This window comes from Streptomyces sp. Je 1-369, from assembly GCF_026810505.1.
GTDB lineage: Bacteria > Actinomycetota > Actinomycetes > Streptomycetales > Streptomycetaceae > Streptomyces.
This window is the reverse complement of the sequence record NZ_CP101750.1, coordinates 2,192,857-2,213,637: the sequence shown is the minus strand read 5'-3', so window position 1 is coordinate 2,213,637 and position 20,781 is coordinate 2,192,857. Positions and strand designations below refer to the sequence as shown.

The 20,781-nt window shown below is 69.7% G+C and carries 22 protein-coding genes; 15 read left to right on the top strand and 7 right to left on the bottom strand.

Translation table 11 applies throughout. The features are described 5' to 3' along the window. Window positions 1-6: 6 nt before the first annotated feature. Together tal and tkt are read right to left on the bottom strand one after the other, a co-directional pair. Window positions 7-1,125: a transaldolase gene (gene tal / locus NOO62_RS10150; protein WP_268770551.1), complete on the bottom strand. Its 1,119-nt coding sequence runs from the start codon at window positions 1,123-1,125 to the stop codon at window positions 7-9. 34 nt (window positions 1,126-1,159) lie between these two features. Continuing rightward, window positions 1,160-3,262 carry a transketolase gene (gene tkt, locus NOO62_RS10145; protein ID WP_268770550.1) on the bottom strand — a complete coding sequence of 701 codons (2,103 nt, stop codon included), beginning with the start codon at window positions 3,260-3,262 and terminating at the stop codon, window positions 1,160-1,162. Between the two features lie 419 nt (window positions 3,263-3,681). On the opposite strand from tkt, the gene NOO62_RS10140 reads away from it, so the two are divergent. The 3 genes from NOO62_RS10140 (at window position 3,682) to NOO62_RS10130 (ending at window position 6,320) form a co-directional block, all read left to right on the top strand. Continuing rightward, window positions 3,682-4,635, top strand: a complete 954-nt coding sequence (locus NOO62_RS10140; protein WP_268775547.1) for a heme o synthase — start codon at window positions 3,682-3,684, stop codon at window positions 4,633-4,635. A 103-nt stretch (window positions 4,636-4,738) separates the two neighbouring features. Beyond that, the gene (locus tag NOO62_RS10135; RefSeq protein WP_268770549.1) at window positions 4,739-5,110 is read left to right on the top strand and encodes a hypothetical protein; all 372 of its coding nucleotides are present in this window, start codon (window positions 4,739-4,741) and stop codon (window positions 5,108-5,110) included. A 103-nt stretch (window positions 5,111-5,213) separates the two neighbouring features. Next, window positions 5,214-6,320 (top strand): amidohydrolase family protein, encoded by a 1,107-nt coding sequence (locus tag NOO62_RS10130; protein WP_268770548.1) that lies wholly within the window; start codon window positions 5,214-5,216, stop codon window positions 6,318-6,320. Here the strand turns inward: NOO62_RS10130 and NOO62_RS10125 are convergent. The 4 genes from NOO62_RS10125 to NOO62_RS10110 are packed head-to-tail and all read right to left on the bottom strand — an operon-like array spanning window position 6,300 to window position 9,894. Beyond that, window positions 6,300-7,328, bottom strand: coding sequence for a COX15/CtaA family protein (locus tag NOO62_RS10125; protein ID WP_268770547.1), 1,029 nt, complete (start codon window positions 7,326-7,328; stop codon window positions 6,300-6,302). The genes NOO62_RS10130 and NOO62_RS10125 overlap by 21 nt on opposite strands. 42 nt (window positions 7,329-7,370) lie before the next feature. Continuing rightward, window positions 7,371-8,141 (bottom strand): ABC transporter permease, encoded by a 771-nt coding sequence (locus NOO62_RS10120; protein ID WP_268770546.1) that lies wholly within the window; start codon window positions 8,139-8,141, stop codon window positions 7,371-7,373. After that, a complete protein-coding gene (locus tag NOO62_RS10115; RefSeq protein ID WP_268770545.1) occupies window positions 8,138-9,061 on the bottom strand; it encodes an ABC transporter ATP-binding protein in 924 nt (307 codons plus the stop codon). Before NOO62_RS10115 ends, NOO62_RS10120 begins: the two co-directional genes overlap by 4 nt. An 11-nt stretch (window positions 9,062-9,072) precedes the next feature. After that, window positions 9,073-9,894, bottom strand: coding sequence for an aminoglycoside N(3)-acetyltransferase (locus NOO62_RS10110; RefSeq protein WP_268770544.1), 822 nt, complete (start codon window positions 9,892-9,894; stop codon window positions 9,073-9,075). 161 nt (window positions 9,895-10,055) lie between these two features. On the opposite strand from NOO62_RS10110, the gene NOO62_RS10105 reads away from it, so the two are divergent. The 11 genes from NOO62_RS10105 (at window position 10,056) to NOO62_RS10055 (ending at window position 18,272) form a co-directional block, all read left to right on the top strand. After that, window positions 10,056-10,796, top strand: coding sequence for a helix-turn-helix transcriptional regulator (locus tag NOO62_RS10105; protein ID WP_268770543.1), 741 nt, complete (start codon window positions 10,056-10,058; stop codon window positions 10,794-10,796). After that, window positions 10,793-12,214, top strand: coding sequence for a Fe-S cluster assembly protein SufB (sufB, locus tag NOO62_RS10100; protein ID WP_062776871.1), 1,422 nt, complete (start codon window positions 10,793-10,795; stop codon window positions 12,212-12,214). Before NOO62_RS10105 ends, sufB begins: the two co-directional genes overlap by 4 nt. Before the next feature lie 62 nt (window positions 12,215-12,276). Then, a complete protein-coding gene (gene sufD, locus NOO62_RS10095; RefSeq protein WP_268770542.1) occupies window positions 12,277-13,458 on the top strand; it encodes a Fe-S cluster assembly protein SufD in 1,182 nt (393 codons plus the stop codon). Next, the gene (locus tag NOO62_RS10090; protein ID WP_055566801.1) at window positions 13,455-13,799 is read left to right on the top strand and encodes a bifunctional 3-phenylpropionate/cinnamic acid dioxygenase ferredoxin subunit; all 345 of its coding nucleotides are present in this window, start codon (window positions 13,455-13,457) and stop codon (window positions 13,797-13,799) included. The genes sufD and NOO62_RS10090 overlap by 4 nt, the downstream gene beginning before the upstream one ends. A gap of 7 nt (window positions 13,800-13,806) precedes the next feature. Then, complete coding sequence (gene sufC, locus NOO62_RS10085) at window positions 13,807-14,571, top strand: Fe-S cluster assembly ATPase SufC (RefSeq protein WP_055566802.1); 765 nt, start codon at window positions 13,807-13,809, stop codon at window positions 14,569-14,571. After that, complete coding sequence (locus tag NOO62_RS10080) at window positions 14,568-15,836, top strand: cysteine desulfurase (protein ID WP_268770541.1); 1,269 nt, start codon at window positions 14,568-14,570, stop codon at window positions 15,834-15,836. Before sufC ends, NOO62_RS10080 begins: the two co-directional genes overlap by 4 nt. Window positions 15,837-15,852: 16 nt before the next feature. Next, window positions 15,853-16,329, top strand: a complete 477-nt coding sequence (gene sufU, locus NOO62_RS10075) for a Fe-S cluster assembly sulfur transfer protein SufU (RefSeq protein ID WP_268770540.1) — start codon at window positions 15,853-15,855, stop codon at window positions 16,327-16,329. Continuing rightward, window positions 16,326-16,664 carry a metal-sulfur cluster assembly factor gene (locus NOO62_RS10070; RefSeq protein WP_030358830.1) on the top strand — a complete coding sequence of 113 codons (339 nt, stop codon included), beginning with the start codon at window positions 16,326-16,328 and terminating at the stop codon, window positions 16,662-16,664. The genes sufU and NOO62_RS10070 overlap by 4 nt, the downstream gene beginning before the upstream one ends. Before the next feature lie 139 nt (window positions 16,665-16,803). After that, complete coding sequence (locus tag NOO62_RS10065; protein ID WP_268770539.1) at window positions 16,804-17,124, top strand: DMT family transporter; 321 nt, start codon at window positions 16,804-16,806, stop codon at window positions 17,122-17,124. Beyond that, complete coding sequence (locus tag NOO62_RS10060; protein ID WP_268770538.1) at window positions 17,124-17,669, top strand: TetR/AcrR family transcriptional regulator; 546 nt, start codon at window positions 17,124-17,126, stop codon at window positions 17,667-17,669. Before NOO62_RS10065 ends, NOO62_RS10060 begins: the two co-directional genes overlap by 1 nt. A gap of 114 nt (window positions 17,670-17,783) precedes the next feature. Continuing rightward, window positions 17,784-18,272 carry a hypothetical protein gene (locus NOO62_RS10055; RefSeq protein ID WP_268770537.1) on the top strand — a complete coding sequence of 163 codons (489 nt, stop codon included), beginning with the start codon at window positions 17,784-17,786 and terminating at the stop codon, window positions 18,270-18,272. Between the two features lie 266 nt (window positions 18,273-18,538). On the opposite strand, the gene NOO62_RS10050 is transcribed toward NOO62_RS10055, so the two are convergent. After that, complete coding sequence (locus NOO62_RS10050; RefSeq protein WP_268770536.1) at window positions 18,539-19,429, bottom strand: winged helix-turn-helix transcriptional regulator; 891 nt, start codon at window positions 19,427-19,429, stop codon at window positions 18,539-18,541. Between the two features lie 140 nt (window positions 19,430-19,569). On the opposite strand from NOO62_RS10050, the gene NOO62_RS10045 reads away from it, so the two are divergent. Beyond that, entirely contained in the window at window positions 19,570-20,772 is a 1,203-nt protein-coding gene (locus NOO62_RS10045) for an MFS transporter (protein WP_414930977.1), read from the top strand. Window positions 20,773-20,781 lie beyond the last annotated feature (9 nt).

The window sequence follows — 20,781 nt, the reverse complement described above, 5'->3', positions numbered from 1 at the left end:
AGTGGGTCAGCCCTTCGCGGGAGCGAGGCGCTGGAGCTCGGCCTCGGTGGACTTGAGCAGGTCGGTCCAGGACGCCTCGAACTTCTCGACGCCCTCGTCCTCGAGGAGCTGCACGACCTCGTCGTAGCCGATGCCGAGCTTCTCCACCGCGGCGATCTCGGCGCGCGCCTGGTCGTACGTGCCCGCGATGGTGTTGCCGGTGATCTGCCCGTGGTCGGCCGTGGCCTCCAGGGTCGCCTCCGGCATCGTGTTCACCGTGTTCGGCGCGACCAGGTCGTCGACGTACAGGGTGTCCTTGTACGCCGGGTCCTTGACGCCGGTCGAGGCCCACAGCGGACGCTGCTTGTTGGCCTGCGCCTTGTCCAGGGCGGCCCAGCGGTCCGAGGAGAAGACCTCCTCGTACGCCTCGTACGCCAGACGCGCGTTGGCGAGCGCGGCCTTGCCCTTGAGGGACTTGGCCTCGTCCGTGCCGATGCCGTCGAGGCGCTTGTCGATCTCGGTGTCCACGCGGGACACGAAGAACGACGCCACCGAGTGGATCTTCGACAGGTCCAGGCCGCGCTCCTTGGCCTTCTCCAGGCCCGCCAGGTACGCGTCCATCACCATGCGGTAGCGCTCGAGGGAGAAGATCAGCGTGACGTTGACGCTGATGCCGAGGCCGATGACCTCGGTGATCGCCGGGATGCCCGCCTTGGTGGCCGGGATCTTGATGAGCGCGTTCGGCCGGTCCACCAGCCACGCGAGCTGCTTGGCCTCGGCGACCGTCGACTTGGTGTTGTGCGCGAGCCGCGGGTCGACCTCGATCGACACCCGGCCGTCCTGGCCGCCGGTGGCGTCGAAGACCGGGCGCAGGATGTCGGCGGCGTCACGGACGTCCGCCGTCGTGATCATGCGGATGGCCTCTTCGACGGTGACCCCGCGGGCGGCGAGGTCCGAGAGCTGCTGGTCGTAACCGTCGCCCTGCGAGATCGCCTTCTGGAAGATCGAGGGGTTGGTCGTGACGCCCACGACGTGCTGCTGGTCGATCAGCTCGGCGAGGTTGCCGGACGTGATCCGCTTGCGCGACAGGTCGTCCAGCCAGATCGCGACGCCTTCTTCTGAAAGGCGCTTGAGTGCGTCTGTCATGGAATTACATCTCCTACTTGGTCGTATATGGGCGTCAGCGCTGAGCGGCGGCGAGAGATTCCCGTGCCGCCTCGGCCACCGCGTCGGCGGTGAAACCGAACTCGCGGAACAGCACCTTGGCGTCCGCGGAAGCACCGAAGTGCTCCAGCGAGACGATGCGGCCGGCGTCGCCCACGAAACGGTGCCAGGTCAGGCCGATGCCCGCCTCGACCGCCACGCGCGCCTTCACCGACGGCGGCAGCACGCTGTCGCGGTACCCCTGGTCCTGCTCCTCGAACCACTCGACCGACGGCATCGAGACGACGCGCGTCGGGACACCCGCGGCCTGCAGCTGCTCGCGCGCCTCGACGGCGAGCTGGACCTCGGAGCCGGTGCCGATGAGCACGACCTCGGGCGCTGTGCTCTTTCCGTTGGGCCCTTCGGCCTCGAACAGGACGTAGCCGCCCTTGGCGGCGTCCTCGTTGCGCTCGTACGTCGGCACGCCCTGGCGGGTCAGCGCGAGGCCGTGCGGGGCGCCCTTGCCGAACTCCTTCGTGTAGCGCTTGAGGATCTCGCGCCACGCGATGGCGGTCTCGTTCGCGTCGGCCGGGCGCACGACGTTCAGGCCCGGGATGGCGCGCAGCGAGGCCAGGTGCTCGACCGGCTGGTGGGTCGGGCCGTCCTCGCCGAGGCCGACGGAGTCGTGCGTCCACACGTACGTCACCGGCAGGTGCATCAGCGCGGACAGACGCACGGCGTTGCGCATGTAGTCGGAGAACACCAGGAAGGTGCCGCCGTAGATACGCGTGTTGCCGTGCAGCGCGATGCCGTTCATCTCCGCGGCCATGGAGTGCTCGCGGATGCCGAAGTGAATCGTGCGGCCGTACGGGTCGGCCCCCGGCAGCGGGTTGCCCTTCGGCAGGAACGAGGAGTTCTTGTCGATGGTGGTGTTGTTCGAGCCCGCCAGGTCGGCGGAGCCGCCCCACAGCTCGGGGATGACCGCACCGAGCGCCTGGAGGACCTTGCCGGACGCGGCACGCGTGGCCACACCCTTGCCGGTCTCGAACTCCGGGAGCTTCTCCTCCCAGCCCTCGGGCAGCTCGCCCGCGGCGATGCGGTCGAACTCGGCGGCGCGCGCGGAGTCGGCGCCGCGCCAGGCGGCGAAGCCCTTCTCCCACTCGGCCTTGGCCTCGCGGCCGCGGTCGAGCGCCTTGCGGGTGTGCGCGAGGACCTCGTCGGAGACCTCGAAGGTCTGCTCCGGGTCGAAGCCGAGGACGCGCTTGGTGGCGGCCACTTCCTCGTCGCCGAGCGCCGAGCCGTGCGCGGCCTCGGTGTTCTGCGCGTTCGGGGCGGGCCAGGCGATGATCGAGCGCATCGCGATGAAGGAGGGGCGCTCGGTCTCGGCCTTGGCGGCCTGGATCGCGGCGTAGAGCGCGGCGGGGTCGAGGTCGCCGTCCTCCTTGGGCGCCACGCGCTGGACGTGCCAGCCGTACGCCTCGTACCGCTTGAGGGTGTCCTCGGAGACGGCGGTCTCGGTGTCGCCCTCGATCGAGATGTGGTTGTCGTCCCACAGCAGGACCAGGTTGCCGAGCTTCTGGTGCCCGGCCAGCGACGAGGCCTCGCCGGAGATGCCCTCCTGGAGGCAGCCGTCACCGGCGATGGCGTACACGTAGTGGTCGAACGGGGACGAGCCGTCGGTCGTCTCCGGGTCGAACAGACCGCGCTCGTAGCGGGCGGCCATCGCCATGCCCACGGCGTTGGCGACGCCCTGGCCCAGCGGTCCCGTGGTCGTCTCCACGCCCACCGTGTGGCCGTACTCCGGGTGGCCCGGGGTCTTCGAGCCCCAGGTGCGGAAGGCCTTCAGGTCATCCAGCTCCAGGCCGAAACCGGCCAGGTACAGCTGGATGTAGAGGGTCAGGGACGAGTGGCCCGCAGAGAGGACGAACCGGTCGCGGCCCGTCCAGTCGGCGTCCGCCGGGTCATGGCGCATCACCTTCTGGAAGAGGGTGTACGCGGCGGGCGCGAGGCTCATGGCCGTACCGGGATGGCCGTTGCCGACCTTCTGTACGGAATCCATGGCCAGGACGCGGGCGGTGTCAACGGCCCGCTGGTCCAGTTCGGTCCACTCGAGGTCTGTGGTGGTCGGCTTGGTGCTCACCCTGAGTCAGGGCTCCTCTCCACATGTCGAATGCCGGCGGCGTAGATCCCACCGGCCGTTGTCGAGCCTACCGCTGCTAGAACGCTCATTTTTTCGAGTCATTCCAGACTGCAGCGACATGCGAGGATGCGCCTCCCGAAAGGAAAGCGAAGGCATTCCGCAAGTGAATACGGGCTCGCTCATATGTCCGCTCAAAAGGCCATAGGTATCGCCCATTTGTCCGCTCAATGAACGCACGGTTCCGCTCATGTGGCGACTCGAACCGCCGCGGACGCCGTTCGGGGTGGCCGCCCAACACGACCCCACCCCCGCGAAGGGCGAGGTATGGGCAACGTCTACAGTGGCGTGGTACGCGCGGGCTTTACCGGATCTTCATGTCAGAAGGTGCTGGTCGGCCTGCTGGGATGTCTCTGTCAGGGGTGTGCGTGACGGCCGTTGAATCCCGTCCAGCGGGGGTTTCCGGGACGGACCTTAGCCCGAGCCATCGGCCGTTCGGGGCTCGTGTCAAGGCGTTCGTGGAGCTGACCAAGCCGCGGATCATCGAGCTTCTGCTCATCACCACCGTTCCGGTGATGTTCCTCGCCGAACAGGGAGTGCCCGACCTGTGGCTGGTCTTCGTGACCTGCCTGGGCGGCTATCTCTCCGCTGGGGGCGCGAACGCCCTCAACATGTACATCGACCGCGACATCGACGCGCTGATGGACCGCACGTCGCAGCGGCCGCTCGTGACCGGCATGGTCAGCCCTCGCGAGTGCCTCGTCTTCGGCATCACCCTGGCGGTCGTGTCGACCCTGTTGTTCGGCTTCGCCGTCAACTGGCTCTCCGCGTGGCTCTCGCTCGGCGCCCTGCTCTTCTATGTGGTCGTCTACACGATGATCCTGAAGCGCCGGACCTCCCAGAACATCGTCTGGGGCGGCATCGCGGGCTGTCTGCCGGTCCTCATCGGCTGGTCCTCGGTCACCAACTCCATGTCGTGGGCGCCGGTCATCCTCTTCCTGGTCATGTTCTTCTGGACGCCGCCCCACTACTGGCCGCTCTCCATGAAGGTCAAGGCCGACTACGCGCGCGTCGGCGTGCCGATGCTGCCGGTCATCGCCTCCAACAAGGTGGTCGCCCGCCAGATCGTCCTCTACAGCTGGGTCATGGTCGCCGTCTCGCTGCTGCTCCAGCCCCTCGGCTACACCGGCTGGTTCTACACGGCGGTGGCGCTGGTGACCGGCGGCTGGTGGCTGTGGGAGGCGCACGGGCTGCAGAACCGCGCCAAGGCCGAGGCCACGGGCGGCAAGCTCAAGGAGATGCGGCTCTTCCACTGGTCGATCACGTACGTGTCGCTGCTCTTCGTGGCCGTGGCGGTGGACCCCTTCCTGCGCTGAGGGTCCGCGAAAGACCGTTCCGCCGACGGGCGGGGCGCGTGGTGTTGAACGCCACGCGCCCCGCCCGTCGCCAGTTGATCTACCCGTCGGTAGCATCCTGCTCATGGCAGACACGCAGCAGGTGGACGACAGCAAGGGCGCGGGCAGGGAAGCCGCCAAGGAAGCCGCCAAGGCCGAGCGGAAGGCCGCCCGGCTCGCCAAGGAGATCGGCGCCTTCGCGCAGGCTCACGGCGGCGCCGAGGCGCAGGTCGCGTACATCGGGCACGAGGGCACCCGGATCGTCCTCGTCGGCGAGGACGGCGGCTGGGGCGACCTCGTGGCGCCCACCTACGCCGTCGCGCGGAGTGCCGTGGAGAAGGCCGGGATCACCGTCCACGAGGAGTTCGCCGGGGAATTCGCCGCCAAGGTGAGGACCGGCCCCTACGAGTGGAAGCGGATGGCGGGCATCCAGATCGGCGGCCCGAGCAACGGCTGACGGCCCCCGCAACGGATTCCGCCGATAAACGCCGAAAGCAACACCTGACACCCGGGTCACCCGTTAGGACCGTAGAAGCCAGGTCCACCGATCGGGAGTCCGGATGATCGAAACGCCGTCCCTGGTGGATCAGTACTGCCATGGCGTCCTCCGTACGGAGCTGGGCCTCGGCACCTTCGAGGCCCACCTCGGCCGGGGCGAGGGACCGCCCGCCCCCGGCACCACCTTCTTCGACACCCAGACCGGCTTCGCGGTACGCCGCTGGTGCCCGCCCCTGCTCGGCATCGAGCCGCACTGCCCGCCGGCCCGCTATCTCGCCCGCCGCCGCGAACTGGGCGTCCTGGAGTCGGGGCGGCGCCTCCTGCGCGGCAGCGGCATCACCACGTACCTCGTCGACACGGGCCTTCCCGGGGACCTGACAGGACCCGGCGAGATGGCCTCCACCGGCGACGCCGACGCCCGCGAGATCGTCCGCCTGGAATTACTGGCCGAACAGGTCGCCGACACCTCCGGCACCGCCGACTCGTTCCTCGCCAACCTCGCCGAGTCCGTGCACGCGGCCGCCGCCGGAGCCGTCGCCTTCACCTCGGTCGCGGGCGTACGGCACCCGCTCGCCCTCGCCCCTGAACCGCCGGGGCCCGGCGAGGTGCGGGGCGCGGTGGGACGCTGGCTGGCCGGACGGCAGGTGGGCGGCGTCCTCGCAGATCCCGTGCTGCTGCGGCACCTGCTGTGGATCGCGGTGGCCTCGGGACGGCCGCTCCAGCTGCACGCGGGGGCCGGGGATCCGCAGACGTACTTCGGGGAGTTCGCGCGGGCCACCGCGGGCCTCGGCACGGATCTGGTGCTGCTGCACGGCTACCCGTACCACCGCAGCGCCGCGCACCTCGCGGCCGTCTTCCCGCACGTCTACGCGGATCTCGGCCCCGCACTGGTGCGCACCGGAGCCCGCGCCGCCGCCGTGCTCGCCGAGATCCTGGAACTCGCGCCCTTCGGCAAGCTGCTGTTCTCCAGCGGCGCCCACGGGCTGCCCGAGCTGCACGTCGTCGGGGCGCATCTGTTCAGGGAGGCCCTCGGACGGGTGCTGGGCACCTGGGTCGCGGAGGGCGCCTGGTCGCTCACCGACGCGCAGCGCGTGGCGGGTCTCATCGCCGCGGGCAACGCGCGGCGGGTGTACGGCCTCGCGGACGGGTCAGACGGCCGAAAGCCGTGAGTCGTCCGCCTGGGCGGGCAGGTCGGCCGTGGTGAGCGGACGCTCCCGCAGCGAGAGCAGGACGCGCATCACGGCGATCCACACCACGCACGAGCCGAGCATGTGCAGGCCGACCAGGAGCTCCGGCAGGTCCGTGAAGTACTGGACGTAACCGATCGCGCCCTGCGACAGCAGGATCAGGAACAGCTGGCGGGTGCGGGTCAGCGGGCCCGGCGGGGCGTCGACCGCCTTCAGGACGAACCACAGGGCGAACGTCAGCGTCACCACGATCCAGGCGAGGACCGCGTGGAGCTTGCTGACGGCCTCCCAGTCGACGCCCATCCGCGGCACGTCACTGGAGTCGCCCGCGTGCGGCCCCGCGCCCGTCACGACGGTGCCCACCACGATCAGCAGGGCGGACGCCGCGACCAGGAACCACACGAGCTGCGCCACGGCCTTGCCGACCAGCGGGCGCGGTTCCGCGTCGCCCTCCTGGGTGCGCTGCCACATGACGACGGCGACCGCGATCAGGGCGGAGGAGAGCAGGAAGTGTGCCGCGACCGTGTACGGGTTCAGGCCGACGAGGACGACGATGCCGCCGAGTACCGCGTTGCCCATGACCAGCCAGAACTGCGCCCAGCCGAGCCGGACGAGGCTGCGCCGCAGCGGCTTCTGGGAGCGGGCCGCGATGATGGCCCAGCCGACGGCCGCGGACAGCACGTACGCCAGCATGCGGTTGCCGAACTCGATGGCTCCGTGGACGCCCATCTCGTGGGTCGCGGTCAGCGAGTCGTCCGTGCACTTGGGCCAGGTCGGGCAGCCGAGGCCCGAGCCGGTCAGGCGGACGGCGCCACCCGTCACCACGATGAGGACCGTCATGACGAGGGAGATCAGGGCCGCCTGCTGGACGGTCCGCTGGGTGGGGGTCCAGCGCTCGGCGATGAAGGCGAGCGGGTTCCGCACGGCTTGAGCGATGTCGGCTCGGGTCACGTTTGGCACGCGCCCCATCGTAGGGGGCCGCTTGTGCATGGCTTCACGAGGGGGACGTATGCGGTGCTTTTGTGACCCCCATTACTCCCAGCGGAAGAACTTCGCCGCCGCGCCGAGTCCGAGCACCGCCCACACCGCGAGGATCCCGAGGTCCCCCCACGGCATGCCCGCGCCGTGCTGCAGGACGTCGCGCAGGCCGTCCGAGAGCGCCGAGATGGGGAGCAGTTCGAGGAGGGTCCGGGCCGCGTCGGGGAACTTGTCGAGGGGCACGATCACGCCGCCGCCCATGAGCAGGAGCAGGAAGACGAGGTTCGCGGCGGCCAGGGTCGCCTCCGCCTTGAGCGTGCCCGCCATCAGCAGTCCGAGCCCGGAGAACGCCGCTGTGCCGAGCACCAGGAGCAGCAGGACGGCGAACGGGTTGCCGTGCGGCGACCAGCCGAGCGCGAACGCGATGACCGTGACGAGGGCGACCTGCATGACCTCGGTGACCAGCACCGACAGCGTCTTCGCCGTCATCAGCCCCCAGCGGGGCAGCGGCGAGGCGCCGAGCCGCTTCAGCACCCCGTACCGGCGCTCGAAGCCCGTCGCGATGGCCTGCCCGGTGAACGCCGTCGACATCACGGCGAGCGCGAGGATGCCGGGCGCGAGGAAGTCGACGGCCTCGCCCTTGCCCGTGTCGACGATGTCGACCGCGCTGAACAGCACCAGGAGCAGGGTCGGGATGATGACGGTGAGGAGCAGCTGCTCGCCGTTGCGCAGCAGCATCCTCGTCTCCAGGGCCGCCTGCGCCGCGATCATGCGGGGGAGCGGGGCGGCGCCCGGCATCGGCGTGTACGTTCCGGCAGCGCTCATCCGCGCAGCTCCTTACCGGTGAGCTCCAAGAAGACGTCTTCCAGGGTGTGGCGTTCGACCGCGATGCGGTCCGGCATGACTCCGTGCTGGGCGCACCACGAGGTGACCGTGGCGAGCAGCTGGGGGTCGACCGTGCCGCTCACGCGGTAGGTGCCGGGGGAGAGTTCGGCGGCGGCGGAGTCCGGGGGGAGTGCCTTGAGGAGCGAGGCGACGTCGAGCCCGGGGCGGCCGGTGAAGCGCAGGGTGTTCTCGGCGCCGCCGCGGCACAGCGCGTCGGGGCTGCCCTGGGCGATGACCTTGCCCGCGTCGACGATCGCGACGTCGTCGGAGAGCTCCTCGGCCTCGTCCATGTGGTGGGTGGTGAGGATGACGGAGACCCCGTCGCGGCGCAGGTCCCGCACGAGCTCCCAGGTCGCCCGGCGCGCCTGCGGGTCCAGGCCCGCGGTCGGCTCGTCGAGGAAGACCAGTTCGGGCCTGCCGACCACGGCCATGGCGAGCGCCAGACGCTGCTGCTGGCCGCCGGAGAGCCGCCGGTAGGTGGTGCGGCCGCAGCTGCCGAGGCCGAGGCGCTCGATGAGGTCGGGCACGTCCAGGGGGGCGGCGTGCAGCTTCGCCACGTGGCGGAGCATCTCGTCGGCGCGGGCGCCGGAGTAGACGCCGCCGGACTGGAGCATCACGCCGATGCGGGGCCGCAGCGCGTCCGCCTCGCGGGCCGGGTCCAGGCCGAGGACGCGGACGGTGCCGGAGTCAGGCTTCCGGTAGCCCTCGCACGTCTCGATGGTGGTGGTCTTGCCCGCGCCGTTGGGGCCGAGGACGGCGGTGATGCCGGCCCCCGCCGTCAGGTCGAGACCGTCCACCGCGGTCTTGGGGCCGTACCGCTTGACCAGATTCCTGACCTGGACGACGGGCTCGTTTCGCATGGTGAGCCAGTCTAGGGACGGTCCTGGGGCCCCGGGTGGGCGGGGCGGTTCGTCGCCAGCCACCGCTCCGCGTACGCCACGGCGTCCGCCACGGGGAAGAGGCGCGACTCGGCGGCGCCGACGAGACCGCGTACGACCTCGTTGTCCTTCTCGAAGGCCGCGCCGAGCTCGGCGAAGTCCTCCTCGTTGATCGTGCGCTCCCGCACGGTCTTCCAGACGCGCCCCCGGGACGTCATCGCGGCGTAGGAGTTCTCCTCGTACGAGCCGGGGATGCGGTACTCGGCCAGGTGGAACGAGGTGCAGGAGCCGTACCCCGCGCCGAGCAGGAGGACGCGGGCGCCCGCCTTCTCCAGGTGGGCCAGGGGGCTGCGCTCGCCGAGCCGGCAGTCGCGGGCGTGCCCCGCGGTGATCATGGCGGCGGCGGGGCCGAGCGCCGCGAACGACGTCTGGGGGTGGGCGCTGCGCAGGACGCCGGGCCAGGTGCGGACGGTCTCCGGGACGATGCCGATGCCGTACGTGGGGGAGGTCAGAGGGTCGTACGCGGGCATCGAGGCGCGCAGCACCGGCCACCACTCCTCGGGCACGGGCGGGTTCTGCCACGCCGAGGGGTCGGAGTTGTCGCCGGAGTGGGTGGGGACCACCAGCGTGCCCTCGGGGCCCAGGGCGTCCAGGAGCGCCTGGACGAGGGCGACGGCGCCGCCGCTCACCCAGCCGAGCGCGCTGAGCGAGGTGTGGGCGAGGAGGGTCTCGCCGGGGTGCACACCGAGCCTGAGCAGCTCGCGCGCGAGCGACTCCCGCGTGCACAAAGGGCCGGTGAGAGGGCGTGTCGGCATGGTGCACGAGTCTCCAGGAACGGGCGCGCGAGCGCCACCGATTTGCGCGACCGGTGATCGTTTCCGCAGGTCAGCTTAGGTTTGCCTAAGTGATGCAGCGCACCGTCCGGTGATCAGGACGTGGGTTGTCAGGCTCTGAGGAATTACGCAACAATGGCGTTGTGAAAAACGTTGGCGAGGCTCCGCAGGAGGAACTCGCGACCGGTGAGCGTTCGACGCGCAACCGGGTCGCGCGGTCCATCCTGGATCACGGCCCGTCCACCGTCGCCGATCTCGCGAAGCGCCTCGGCCTCACCCAGGCGGCCGTCCGCAGGCACCTGGACGCCCTCGCCCACGAGAACGTGGTCGAGCCCCGCGAACAGCGGGTCTACGGCGCCAGGACCCGGGGCCGCCCCGCCAAGGTCTTCGCCCTGACCGACTGCGGGCGCGACGCCTTCGACCAGTCGTACGACAAGCTGGCCGCGGACGCGCTCCGGTGGATCACCGAGCACCACGGTGAAGAGGCCGTCGTCGCCTTCGCCCGGGCGAGGATCACCGCCCAGGCGGAGACATACAGGCAGGCGATCGACGCCGCGCCCCCCGAACGGCGTACCGAGGCTCTGGCGAAGGCGTTGACCTCCGACGGGTACGCTGCTACGGCGCGCAGCGCACCGGTCGGCGAACAGCTCTGCCAGCACCACTGCCCGGTCGCCCATGTCGCCGAACAGTTTCCGCAGCTCTGCGAGGCGGAGACGGAGATCTTCTCCGAACTCCTCGGCACGCATGTGCAGCGCCTCGCCACCATCGCCCACGGAGACGGCGTCTGCACGACGTTCATTCCGCGCAGCGGCGGCAGCGGCAGCACCACCAGGCAGACCACCACACCAGCATCAGCAAGCACGGCCGGGAGGAACCCCGCATGACGCTCCCCACGGAGACTGCCCACCCCGAACTCGAGGGCCTGGGCAACTACGAATACGGCTGGGCCGACTCCGACGTCGCCGGTGCCTCTGCCAAGCGCGGCATCAACGAGGACGTCGTCCGCGACATCTCGGCGAAGAAGAACGAGCCGGAGTGGATGACCAAGCTCCGCCTCAAGGGCCTGCGCCTCTTCGACAAGAAGCCCATGCCGAACTGGGGCTCGGACCTGTCGGGCATCGACTTCGACAACATCAAGTACTTCGTGCGCTCCACGGAGAAGCAGGCGGAGTCCTGGGAGGACCTGCCCGAGGACATCAAGAACACGTACGACAAGCTCGGCATCCCCGAGGCGGAGAAGCAGCGCCTCGTCGCCGGTGTCGCGGCGCAGTACGAGTCCGAGGTCGTCTACCACCAGATCCGCGAGGACCTGGAGGAGCAGGGCGTCATCTTCCTGGACACCGACACGGCGCTGAAGGAGCACCCGGAGCTCTTCAAGGAGTACTTCGGCACGGTCATCCCCGTCGGTGACAACAAGTTCGCCTCGCTGAACAGCGCCGTCTGGTCCGGTGGCTCGTTCATCTACGTCCCCAAGGGCGTGCACGTCGAGATCCCGCTCCAGGCCTACTTCCGCATCAACACGGAGAACATGGGTCAGTTCGAGCGGACCCTGATCATCGTCGACGAGGACGCGTACGTTCACTACGTCGAGGGCTGCACCGCCCCGATCTACAAGTCGGACTCGCTGCACTCCGCCGTCGTCGAGATCATCGTCAAGAAGGGCGGCCGCTGCCGCTACACGACGATCCAGAACTGGTCGAACAACGTCTACAACCTGGTCACCAAGCGCGCCGTGGCGTACGAGGGCGCGACCATGGAGTGGATCGACGGCAACATCGGCTCCAAGGTGACGATGAAGTACCCCGCCGTCTACCTCATGGGCGAGCACGCCAAGGGCGAGACCCTCTCCATCGCCTTCGCGGGCGAGGGCCAGCACCAGGACGCCGGCTCCAAGATGGTCCACATGGCGCCGAACACGTCCTCCAACATCGTCTCCAAGTCGGTGGCGCGCGGCGGCGGTCGTACGTCGTACCGCGGTCTCGTCGAGATCGGTGAGGGCGCCGCCGGATCGAAGTCGAACGTGCTCTGCGACGCACTGCTCGTCGACACGATCTCGCGCTCGGACACCTACCCCTACGTCGACGTCCGCGAGGACGACGTCTCCATGGGGCACGAGGCGACCGTCTCCAAGGTCTCCGACGACCAGCTCTTCTACCTGATGAGCCGCGGCATGACGGAGTTCGAGGCCATGGCGATGATCGTGCGCGGCTTCGTCGAGCCGATCGCCAAGGAGCTCCCCATGGAGTACGCCCTTGAGCTCAACCGGCTGATCGAGCTGCAGATGGAGGGTTCGGTCGGCTAAGACCGGACACCGTCCCCCGCAGCGACTGACTTCTTACGCAGAGAGAGAGCACGACGACAGCCATGGCTGAGGCTCAGAATATTCCCGTGGGGTCGACGACCGCCGGGTCCATCGCGGTGGCCGCCGAGTCCACCGTCGCCACCCGCATGAGCGCTCCCCCGTCCTACGACGTGGACAGCTTCCCGGTCCCGCACGGCCGCGAGGAGGAGTGGCGGTTCACGCCGCTGGAGCGCCTGCGCGGGCTGCACGACGGCACGGCCGGCGCCGACGGCGGCATCCGCGTCGAGGTGAGCGCCCCCGAGGGCGTCACCCAGGAGACCGTCGGCCGCGACGACGTCCGCGTCGGCAAGGCGGGCAAGCCCGTCGACCGCGTCGCCGCCCAGGCCTACTCGTCCTTCGAGAAGGCCTCGGTCGTGACCGTCCCCAAGGACACGGTGCTCACCGAGCCCATCCGCATCGCCGTGCACGGCGAGGGCGGCACCGCCTTCGCGCACCAGGTCGTCGAGCTCGGCGCGTTCGCCGAGGCCCTCGTCGTCATCGACCACACCGGTGACGCCGTGCTCGCCGCCAACGTCGACTTCGTCGTCGGCGACGGCGCGAAGCTCACCGTCGTCTCCGTCCAGGACTGGGACGACACCGCGGTGCACGTCGCCCAGCACAACGCGCTGGTCGGCCGTGACGCGTCCTTCAAGTCCGTGGTCGTCACCTTCGGCGGCGACCTGGTCCGCCTGCACCCGCGCGTGCACTACGCGGGCACCGGTGGCGAGGCCGAGCTCTTCGGCCTGTACATCACCGACGCGGGCCAGCACCAGGAGCACCGCCTCCTGGTCGACCACAACACCCCGCACTGCAAGTCGAACGTCGTCTACAAGGGCGCGCTCCAGGGCGACGAGGCCCACGCGGTGTGGATCGGCGACGTCCTCATCGAGGCCGCGGCCGAGGGCACGGACACGTACGAGATGAACCGCAACCTGGTTCTGACCGACGGCGCCCGGGTCGACTCGGTGCCGAACCTCGAGATCGAGACCGGCGAGATCGTCGGCGCGGGCCACGCCTCGGCGACCGGCCGCTTCGACGACGAGCAGCTGTTCTACCTGCAGTCGCGCGGCATCCCGGAGGAGGAGGCCCGCCGCCTCGTCGTCCGCGGCTTCTTCGCCGAGCTGGTCCAGCAGATCGGCCTGCCCGACGTCGAGGAGCGCCTCATCGCGAAGATCGAAGAGGAGCTGGAGGCGACCGTCGCATGAGCCTCGACCAAGCCCGCTTCGTTCGGGCCTGCGGACTGAGCGAGCTGGAGGAGGACACCCCGAAGCGGGTGGAACTCGACGGCACGCCGGTCTCGGTCGTCCACACCGAGGGCGAGGTGTACGCGATTCACGACATCTGCTCGCACGCGAACGTCTCCCTCTCCGAGGGCGAGGTGGAGGACTGTCAGATCGAGTGCTGGCTGCACGGCTCCAGCTTCGACCTCCGCACCGGCAAGCCGTCCGGCCTCCCCGCGACGCGCCCCGTCCCCGTATACCCCGTAAAGATCGAAGGGGGCGATGTACTCGTAGACGTGCACGCCTCCCTTTCCCAGGAGTCCTGAGGCACCCATGGCAACGCTTGAAATCAAGGACCTGCACGTCACCGTCGAGGCCGACAACGCCACGAAGGAGATCCTCAAGGGCGTCGACCTGACCGTGAAGCAGGGCGAGACCCACGCCATCATGGGCCCGAACGGCTCCGGCAAGTCGACGCTCGCCTACTCGGTCGCGGGTCACCCCAAGTACACGATCACCCAGGGCAGCGTGACCCTCGACGGCGAGGACGTCCTCGAGATGTCCGTCGACGAGCGCGCCCGCGCCGGCATGTTCCTGGCCATGCAGTACCCGGTCGAGGTCCCCGGCGTCTCGGTCTCCAACTTCCTGCGCACGTCGGCGACGGCGATCCGCGGCGAGGCCCCCAAGCTGCGCACCTGGGTGAAGGAGGTCAAGTCCGCGATGGAGCAGCTCCAGATGGACCCGGCCTTCGCCGAGCGCAACGTGAACGAGGGCTTCTCCGGCGGTGAGAAGAAGCGCCACGAGATCCTCCAGATGGAGCTCCTCAAGCCGAAGATCGCGATCCTCGACGAGACGGACTCCGGTCTGGACGTCGACGCGCTGCGCCAGGTCTCGGACGGCGTCAACCGCGTCCGCGAGACGGGCGAGGTCGGCACCCTCCTCATCACGCACTACACGCGCATCCTGCGCTACATCAAGCCCGACTTCGTGCACGTCTTCGCCAACGGCCGCATCGCCGAGTCCGGCGGCGCCGAGCTCGCCGACAAGCTGGAGGCCGAGGGCTACGAGGCCTACACGAAGGGTGGCGCATCCGCGTGACAGTGGCCCACCAGGGGCTCTCCGGCCTCCTCGACACCGAGGCGATCCGCAAGGACTTCCCGATCCTGGATCGCACGATCCACGACGGCAAGAAGCTCGTGTACCTGGACAACGCGGCGACCTCGCAGACGCCGCGCCAGGTCCTCGACGTACTGAACGAGTACTACGAGCAGCACAACGCCAACGTTCACCGCGGCGTGCACGTCCTCGCCGAGGAGGCCACGGCGCTGTACGAGGGCGCCCGTGACAAGGTCGCGGAGTTCATCAACGCGCCCAGCCGCGACGAGGTGATCTTCACCAAGAACGCCTCGGAGTCGCTCAACCTCGTCGCGAACATGCTGGGCTGGGCCGACGAGCCCTACCGCGTGGACCACGAGACCGAGATCGTCATCACGGAGATGGAGCACCACTCCAACATCGTCCCGTGGCAGCTGCTCTCGCAGCGCACCGGCGCGAAGCTGAAGTGGTTCGGCCTCACCGACGACGGTCGCCTGGACCTCTCCAACATCGAAGAGGTCATCACCGAGAAGACGAAGATCGTCTCCTTCGTCCTGGTCAGCAACATCCTGGGCACGCACAACCCGGTCGAGGCCATAGTGCGCCGCGCCCAGGAGGTCGGCGCCCTCGTCCTCATCGACGCCTCGCAGGCCGCCCCGCACATGCCGCTGGACGTGCAGGCGCTGCAGGCCGACTTCGTGGCCTTCACCGGTCACAAGATGTGCGGTCCGACGGGCATCGGCGTGCTGTGGGGACGCCAGGAGCTCCTGGAGGACCTGCCCCCGTTCCTCGGCGGCGGCGAGATGATCGAGACCGTGTCGATGAACTCGTCGACGTACGCGCCCGCGCCGCACAAGTTCGAGGCCGGCACGCCGCCGGTCTCCCAGGCCGTCGGCCTGGGCGCGGCCGTGGACTATCTCTCGGCCATCGGCATGGACAAGATCGCCGCGCACGAGCACGCGATCACCGAGTACGCGGTCAAGCGCCTCCTGGAGGTGCCCGACCTGCGCATCATCGGCCCGACGACGGCCGAGGAGCGCGGCGCCGCGATCTCCTTCACGCTCGGCGACATCCACCCGCACGACGTGGGCCAGGTCCTCGACGAGCAGGGCATCGCGGTGCGCGTGGGCCACCACTGCGCGCGCCCCGTCTGCCTGCGGTACGGAATTCCTGCGACCACGCGAGCGTCGTTCTATCTGTACTCCACGCCCGGCGAGATCGACGCTCTCGTCGACGGCCTGGAGCACGTACGGAACTTCTTCGGCTGAGGGGCTGGCTGGGAACGTGAAGCTGGATTCGATGTACCAGGAAGTCATCCTGGACCACTACAAGCACCCGCACGGGCGTGGTCTGCGCGATGGCGACGCCGAGGTGCACCACGTCAACCCGACGTGCGGCGACGAGATCACGCTGCGCGTCAAGTACGACGGGTCGACGATCGCCGACGTGTCGTACGAGGGCCAGGGCTGCTCCATCAGCCAGGCCAGCGCGTCCGTCCTGAACGACCTGCTCGTCGGCAAGGAGCTCGCCGAGGCGCAGCGGATCCAGGAGGTCTTCCTGGAACTGATGCAGTCCAAGGGCAAGCTGGAGCCGGACGACGCGATGGAGGAGGTCCTGGAGGACGCGGTCGCGTTCGCCGGGGTCTCCAAGTACCCGGCGCGTGTGAAGTGTGCTCTGCTGAGCTGGATGGCGTGGAAGGACGCGACGGCCCAGGCGCTGGGCACCGATGCCGCCGACGTCGCTGAGAGGAAGACCGCATGAGCGAGAACGAGACCCTGACCACGAAGCCCGCTTCCGAGGAAGAGGTCCGCGAGGCGCTGTACGACGTCGTCGACCCCGAACTGGGCATCGACGTCGTCAACCTCGGCCTGATCTACGGCGTGCACATCGACGACGCCAACATCGCCACGATCGACATGACGCTCACGTCCGCGGCCTGCCCGCTGACCGACGTCATCGAGGACCAGGCGAAGTCGGCGACGGAGGGCATCGTCAACGAGCTCCGGATCAACTGGGTCTGGATGCCGCCGTGGGGCCCCGACAAGATCACGGACGACGGCCGCGAGCAGCTTCGGGCGCTCGGGTTCAACGTCTGAGAGTGACACCACCGCGTACGTAGCCCCCTGGAGGATTCTCCGGGGGGCTTCGTCGTGTGCGCTCACGCCGATCGCGCCGCCCGAGGCCTGGACGCGCTTTTGTGTACGCCCGTACGCATCGATATGTACACTCGTACGCATGGGATACGCACTGCTGGCCGCGGCCATCGCGGCGGAGGTGGCCGGGACGACGGCCATGAAGTACAGCGAGGGGTTCAGCAGGCTGGTTCCCTCGCTGATCACGGTCGCGGGGTACCTGCTCGCCTTCACGCTGCTCGCACAGACCCTGAAGACCCTGTCCGTCGGCACCGCCTATGCGATCTGGGCCGGCATCGGCACCGCCGCCGTGGCCGCCATCGGCATGATCTTCCTGGGGGAGTCGGCCAACATGGTCAAGGTCGCGGGCATCGCGCTCGTCATCGCGGGCGTCGTCGTGCTCAATCTGGGCGGGGCCCACTGATGGGGCGTCGGTACGATCCCGAGCGTCGGCAGCGGATCATCGACGCCGCGATCCGCGTCGTCGGGGCGAAAGGGATCGGCGGGCTCAGCCACCGCTCGGTCGCCGCCGAGGCCGACGTGCCGCTCGGCTCGACCACGTACCACTTCAAGACGCTCGACGAGCTGCTGACCGCCGCGCTGCGGCAGAGCAACGAGGGTTTCGCGAAGGTGATGGCCGCCAGTGACGTGTTCGAGGACCCGGCGGCCGACCTCGGCGACCTGGCTCGTGGGCTCGCCCGGGTCCTGGGTGAGTGGTTCGCGGGGGAGCGGGCCGGGGTCGAGTTGGAGTACGAGCTCTATCTCGCCGCCCTGCGCAGGCCCGCGCTGCGGCCCGTGGCCGCCGAATGGTGCGCCGGGCTCGCGGACGTCATCGAGCTCCGCACCGACCCGGTCACCGCGCGCGCCCTCGTCGCCCTGATGGACGGCATCAGCCTGCAAGTGCTCCTCACGGGCGGGGAGTACGACGAGGAGTATGCGCGGGAGATGCTCGGACGGCTGCTCGTGTAGATCCGTCAAGGAATAGCTATGTGCTGTCAAAGATCATTGCGTACGCCGAGTTCCCGCTGGTAGCGTCCCGCGTGCATTGACCAAGCAATTGCGAGAACTTGGGGGAACGAGTTCATGAGCATGCGTAATAAAGGTATTTCCGTCGTGATTGCCTGCGCCATGACCGGGGTAGCGGGTGGTACGGCGTACGCGGCTTCGGCGCCACAGGAGGCGGCGCAGCGGCAGGCACTCGGCGCGGACGAGATATGTGCCGTCCTCGGCATCGGCAGCGGAGCGGCGGGCCTTGCCAAAGCGCTGGCCAAGGGGGCATCGTGGGTAGGGATCGGCGCCAGCGTCGGGTGCTACGCGTACACGAAGGCCAAGGAAGCGACGCCTGCGCAGAAGCGTGCGGCCATGATCAAGTCGTACAAGAAGTACCAGGCGATGAGTGACGTCAAGAAGCTCGACGCCCTCGGCTATTACTGCCGCAAGCAGAACGGCGGCGGCAGTGGCGGAACCGATGTCGCCCCGGTCAATTCGCCCTCGACCGTGGGGGTGATGGCAGGATGGCGGACCATCAAAATGAAGGGCGTCAAGTACTCGTGCACCGCCAGCAGGGACTGAAGGGGAGCCGCTCTCCCGGACGTACTTCCGGACGCGCTCCGGGAAATGGCGAGCGATTCCTGTTCTCCCTGGCATTGGTCGCCGTGAGCCTCCTGTGGATGACACGGGAAATGGCGCAGTGGGCCGTCGTGCTGTGTGTTGTCGGCGCGGTGGCCGGGGCGGCGGGAATGGTCCTTTTCGGGCTGCGCTATATGCGGGGGCGCGCCCATTCGGGGTGAGTCACACGTAATTCCCCGGCCGTTGTCGTCCCGCTCCGGCGCGCACCCTCAGCCGGAGCGGGACCCCAGCTCCCTGACCGTCCGCAGCGCCGCCTCGACGCTCGCCGTGACGTCCGTGACGGGGTACTGCACGTTCCGCACGGTCCGGTCGCCGTCGAGCACCAGCGTCAGCCGCTTCAGCCGGCTCACACCCGCCGCGCGGAACGTCGGCAGCCGCAGGGCCGCCGTGAGAGCCAGGTCCGCGTCCGAGAGGAGCGGGAAACGCAGGCCCTCCTTCTCCGCGAACGCCGCCTGTTCGTCGGGGCGTTGGGACGAGACCCCGTGCACCGTCGCACCCGCCGCGGTGAACTCCGCCAGCTGGTCGCGGAACGTGCAGGACTCCAGCGTGCAGCCGCGCGCGCCGGGGATCCCTGCCCAGCCGGGCGGGTAGGCGTCCTTGCGGGCGTACGCGCCGGGAAAGCAGTACAGGACCGTGTACGGGGTGTCCGCGGAGACCGGATCGCGCGCCTCGCCGTCGTGTCCCACGAGCCGCAGCTCCGGCAGGCGCGTGCCGAGCAGCGCGTGCACCCGCTGCGCCTCCCGTGAGGTCTCCGTCGCCGTCGCCATCGTCTCTCCCTCTCCCAGCACCCAGGTGTCCCCCCAGTCCTGGAGGGCGACCAGGACGGGCAGCAGCGCGCGGCCGCGCGGCGTCAGGCGGTACTCGTGGCGCACGGGGCGGTCCTGGTAGGGGACGCGCGTGACGACGTCCGCCTCCACCAAGAGCTTCAGCCGCTCGCTCAGCACCTTGCGGGACACGCCCAGTTCGCGCTGCATCTCGTCGAAGCGGCGCACGCCCCGCGCCGCGTCGCGCACGATCAGCAGGGTCCACCAGTCGCCGACCACGTCCAGGGCCTGGGCGATCGCGCAGTGGTCGTCGTCGAGCCGGGTCCGTTGCGCCATGCCGCACATGCTGACATAGTCCGTTCCCAAAAGGAACTGACCCCTGCGGGTCGGCTCCGTCGGTTCACTGACCTGCCGGGGGCGGCGTGCGTGATGTACCCAGGACCGTGTGGCTGCTCGCCGCCGGTCAGTTCTTCAACATGGTCGTCGCGTTCACCTTCGTCTACTTCTTCGTCTACCTGACGGACGAACGCGGCCTCGCGGTCGCCCAGGCCGGACTGATCAGCGGCATCGGCGGCGTCGGCATGGTCGCGGGCAACTTCACCGGCGGCTGGTTCGGCGACCGCTCGGGCCACCGGCGCGTCCTGCTCGTCGGGTCACTGGTCAGCGGCGCGGGCGTGCTCGCGCTGCCGTTCCTGCCGGTCGCGCTGCTCTACGTCGTGCCGCCGCTCAGCCAGTACGCGGGCGGCTGCGTGCGCGCCGCCACCGGCGCCCTCGTCGCCGTGTCCGTGCCCGAGGGCGCGCGCCGCCAGGGGTTCGCGGTCACCCGGTTCGCGGGCAACGCGGGCTTCACCGTCGGACCGCCGCTCGGCGCGCTCCTCATCGCCCACACCTCGTACACCTGGCTCTTCGTCATCGACGGCATCGGCACGCTGGTCTACGCCGCGTACGCCGCGCGGATCCTGCCCGCCCGCGGGGCGGTGCGCTCCGGGCCGGGCCTTCCGGACGCGGGCAAGGGGGCGCGGCCGGGTGTCTTCGCCGCCCTGCGTGAGCGGCCCACCGTCCTCGTCCTCCTCGGCGCCATCCTCCTCACCGACCTCGTCTACCGGCAGCAGTACTCGACCCTCCCCGTCGACCTCGACCGGCACGGCCTCGGCACCGGCGTCTACGGCTGGCTCCTCGCCATCAACGGCGGCGTCATCCTGCTCCTCGAACTCCCCGCCACCCTCGCCCTGCGCGACCGGGCGCCGCTGCGCATCATCGGCACCGGGCTGCTGCTCGTCGGCGCGGGCTGCGCCGTGCTCGCCCTCGGCACCGGGCTCGGCACCGCCGTGACCATGATGCTGCTGCTCACCGCGGGGGAGATCCTCTACAAGACACCGGCCACCGCGTACGTCGCCGACCACGCGCCGGCGCATGTGCAGGGCCGCTTCCAGAGCCTGTACTCGGGCGTCTCGGTCAGCGGCGTCGTGCTCTCGGCGCCGCTCGGCGGGGCGCTCTACTCCGTGGCGCCGGGGTTGTTGTGGCCGGTCTGTGCGGGGCTCGCGGGGGTTGCGGGGTGCCTGGTCCTCGCGGCGGGGCGGGGCCGGGCGCGGCAGCCCTCCGCAGCGGTGGCCGCGGGCGGCACCGCGGGCGGCCCGGAGCGTGAGACCGGTTCGCCCGCGCGGCACACCTCCGGTTAGGTTTCACCC

What these genes read in the sequence shown, in the direction of transcription:
- tal (WP_268770551.1), bottom strand. Translation starts at nt 1,125, where the DNA reads ATGACAGACGCACTCAAGCGCCTTTCAGAAGAAGGCGTCGCGATCTGG.
- NOO62_RS10135 (WP_268770549.1), top strand. Translation starts at nt 4,739, where the DNA reads ATGGCAGACACGCAGCAGGTGGACGACAGCAAGGGCGCGGGCAGGGAA.
- NOO62_RS10130 (WP_268770548.1), top strand. Translation starts at nt 5,214, where the DNA reads ATGATCGAAACGCCGTCCCTGGTGGATCAGTACTGCCATGGCGTCCTC.
- NOO62_RS10125 (WP_268770547.1), bottom strand. Translation starts at nt 7,328, where the DNA reads ATGCACAAGCGGCCCCCTACGATGGGGCGCGTGCCAAACGTGACCCGA.
- NOO62_RS10120 (WP_268770546.1), bottom strand. Translation starts at nt 8,141, where the DNA reads ATGAGCGCTGCCGGAACGTACACGCCGATGCCGGGCGCCGCCCCGCTC.
- NOO62_RS10115 (WP_268770545.1), bottom strand. Translation starts at nt 9,061, where the DNA reads ATGCGAAACGAGCCCGTCGTCCAGGTCAGGAATCTGGTCAAGCGGTAC.
- NOO62_RS10110 (WP_268770544.1), bottom strand. Translation starts at nt 9,894, where the DNA reads ATGCCGACACGCCCTCTCACCGGCCCTTTGTGCACGCGGGAGTCGCTC.
- sufB (WP_062776871.1), top strand. Translation starts at nt 10,793, where the DNA reads ATGACGCTCCCCACGGAGACTGCCCACCCCGAACTCGAGGGCCTGGGC.
- sufD (WP_268770542.1), top strand. Translation starts at nt 12,277, where the DNA reads ATGGCTGAGGCTCAGAATATTCCCGTGGGGTCGACGACCGCCGGGTCC.
- NOO62_RS10090 (WP_055566801.1), top strand. Translation starts at nt 13,455, where the DNA reads ATGAGCCTCGACCAAGCCCGCTTCGTTCGGGCCTGCGGACTGAGCGAG.
- sufC (WP_055566802.1), top strand. Translation starts at nt 13,807, where the DNA reads ATGGCAACGCTTGAAATCAAGGACCTGCACGTCACCGTCGAGGCCGAC.
- NOO62_RS10070 (WP_030358830.1), top strand. Translation starts at nt 16,326, where the DNA reads ATGAGCGAGAACGAGACCCTGACCACGAAGCCCGCTTCCGAGGAAGAG.
- NOO62_RS10065 (WP_268770539.1), top strand. Translation starts at nt 16,804, where the DNA reads ATGGGATACGCACTGCTGGCCGCGGCCATCGCGGCGGAGGTGGCCGGG.
- NOO62_RS10060 (WP_268770538.1), top strand. Translation starts at nt 17,124, where the DNA reads ATGGGGCGTCGGTACGATCCCGAGCGTCGGCAGCGGATCATCGACGCC.
- NOO62_RS10055 (WP_268770537.1), top strand. Translation starts at nt 17,784, where the DNA reads ATGAGCATGCGTAATAAAGGTATTTCCGTCGTGATTGCCTGCGCCATG.
- NOO62_RS10050 (WP_268770536.1), bottom strand. Translation starts at nt 19,429, where the DNA reads ATGGCGCAACGGACCCGGCTCGACGACGACCACTGCGCGATCGCCCAG.
- NOO62_RS10045 (WP_414930977.1), top strand. Translation starts at nt 19,570, where the DNA reads ATGGTCGTCGCGTTCACCTTCGTCTACTTCTTCGTCTACCTGACGGAC.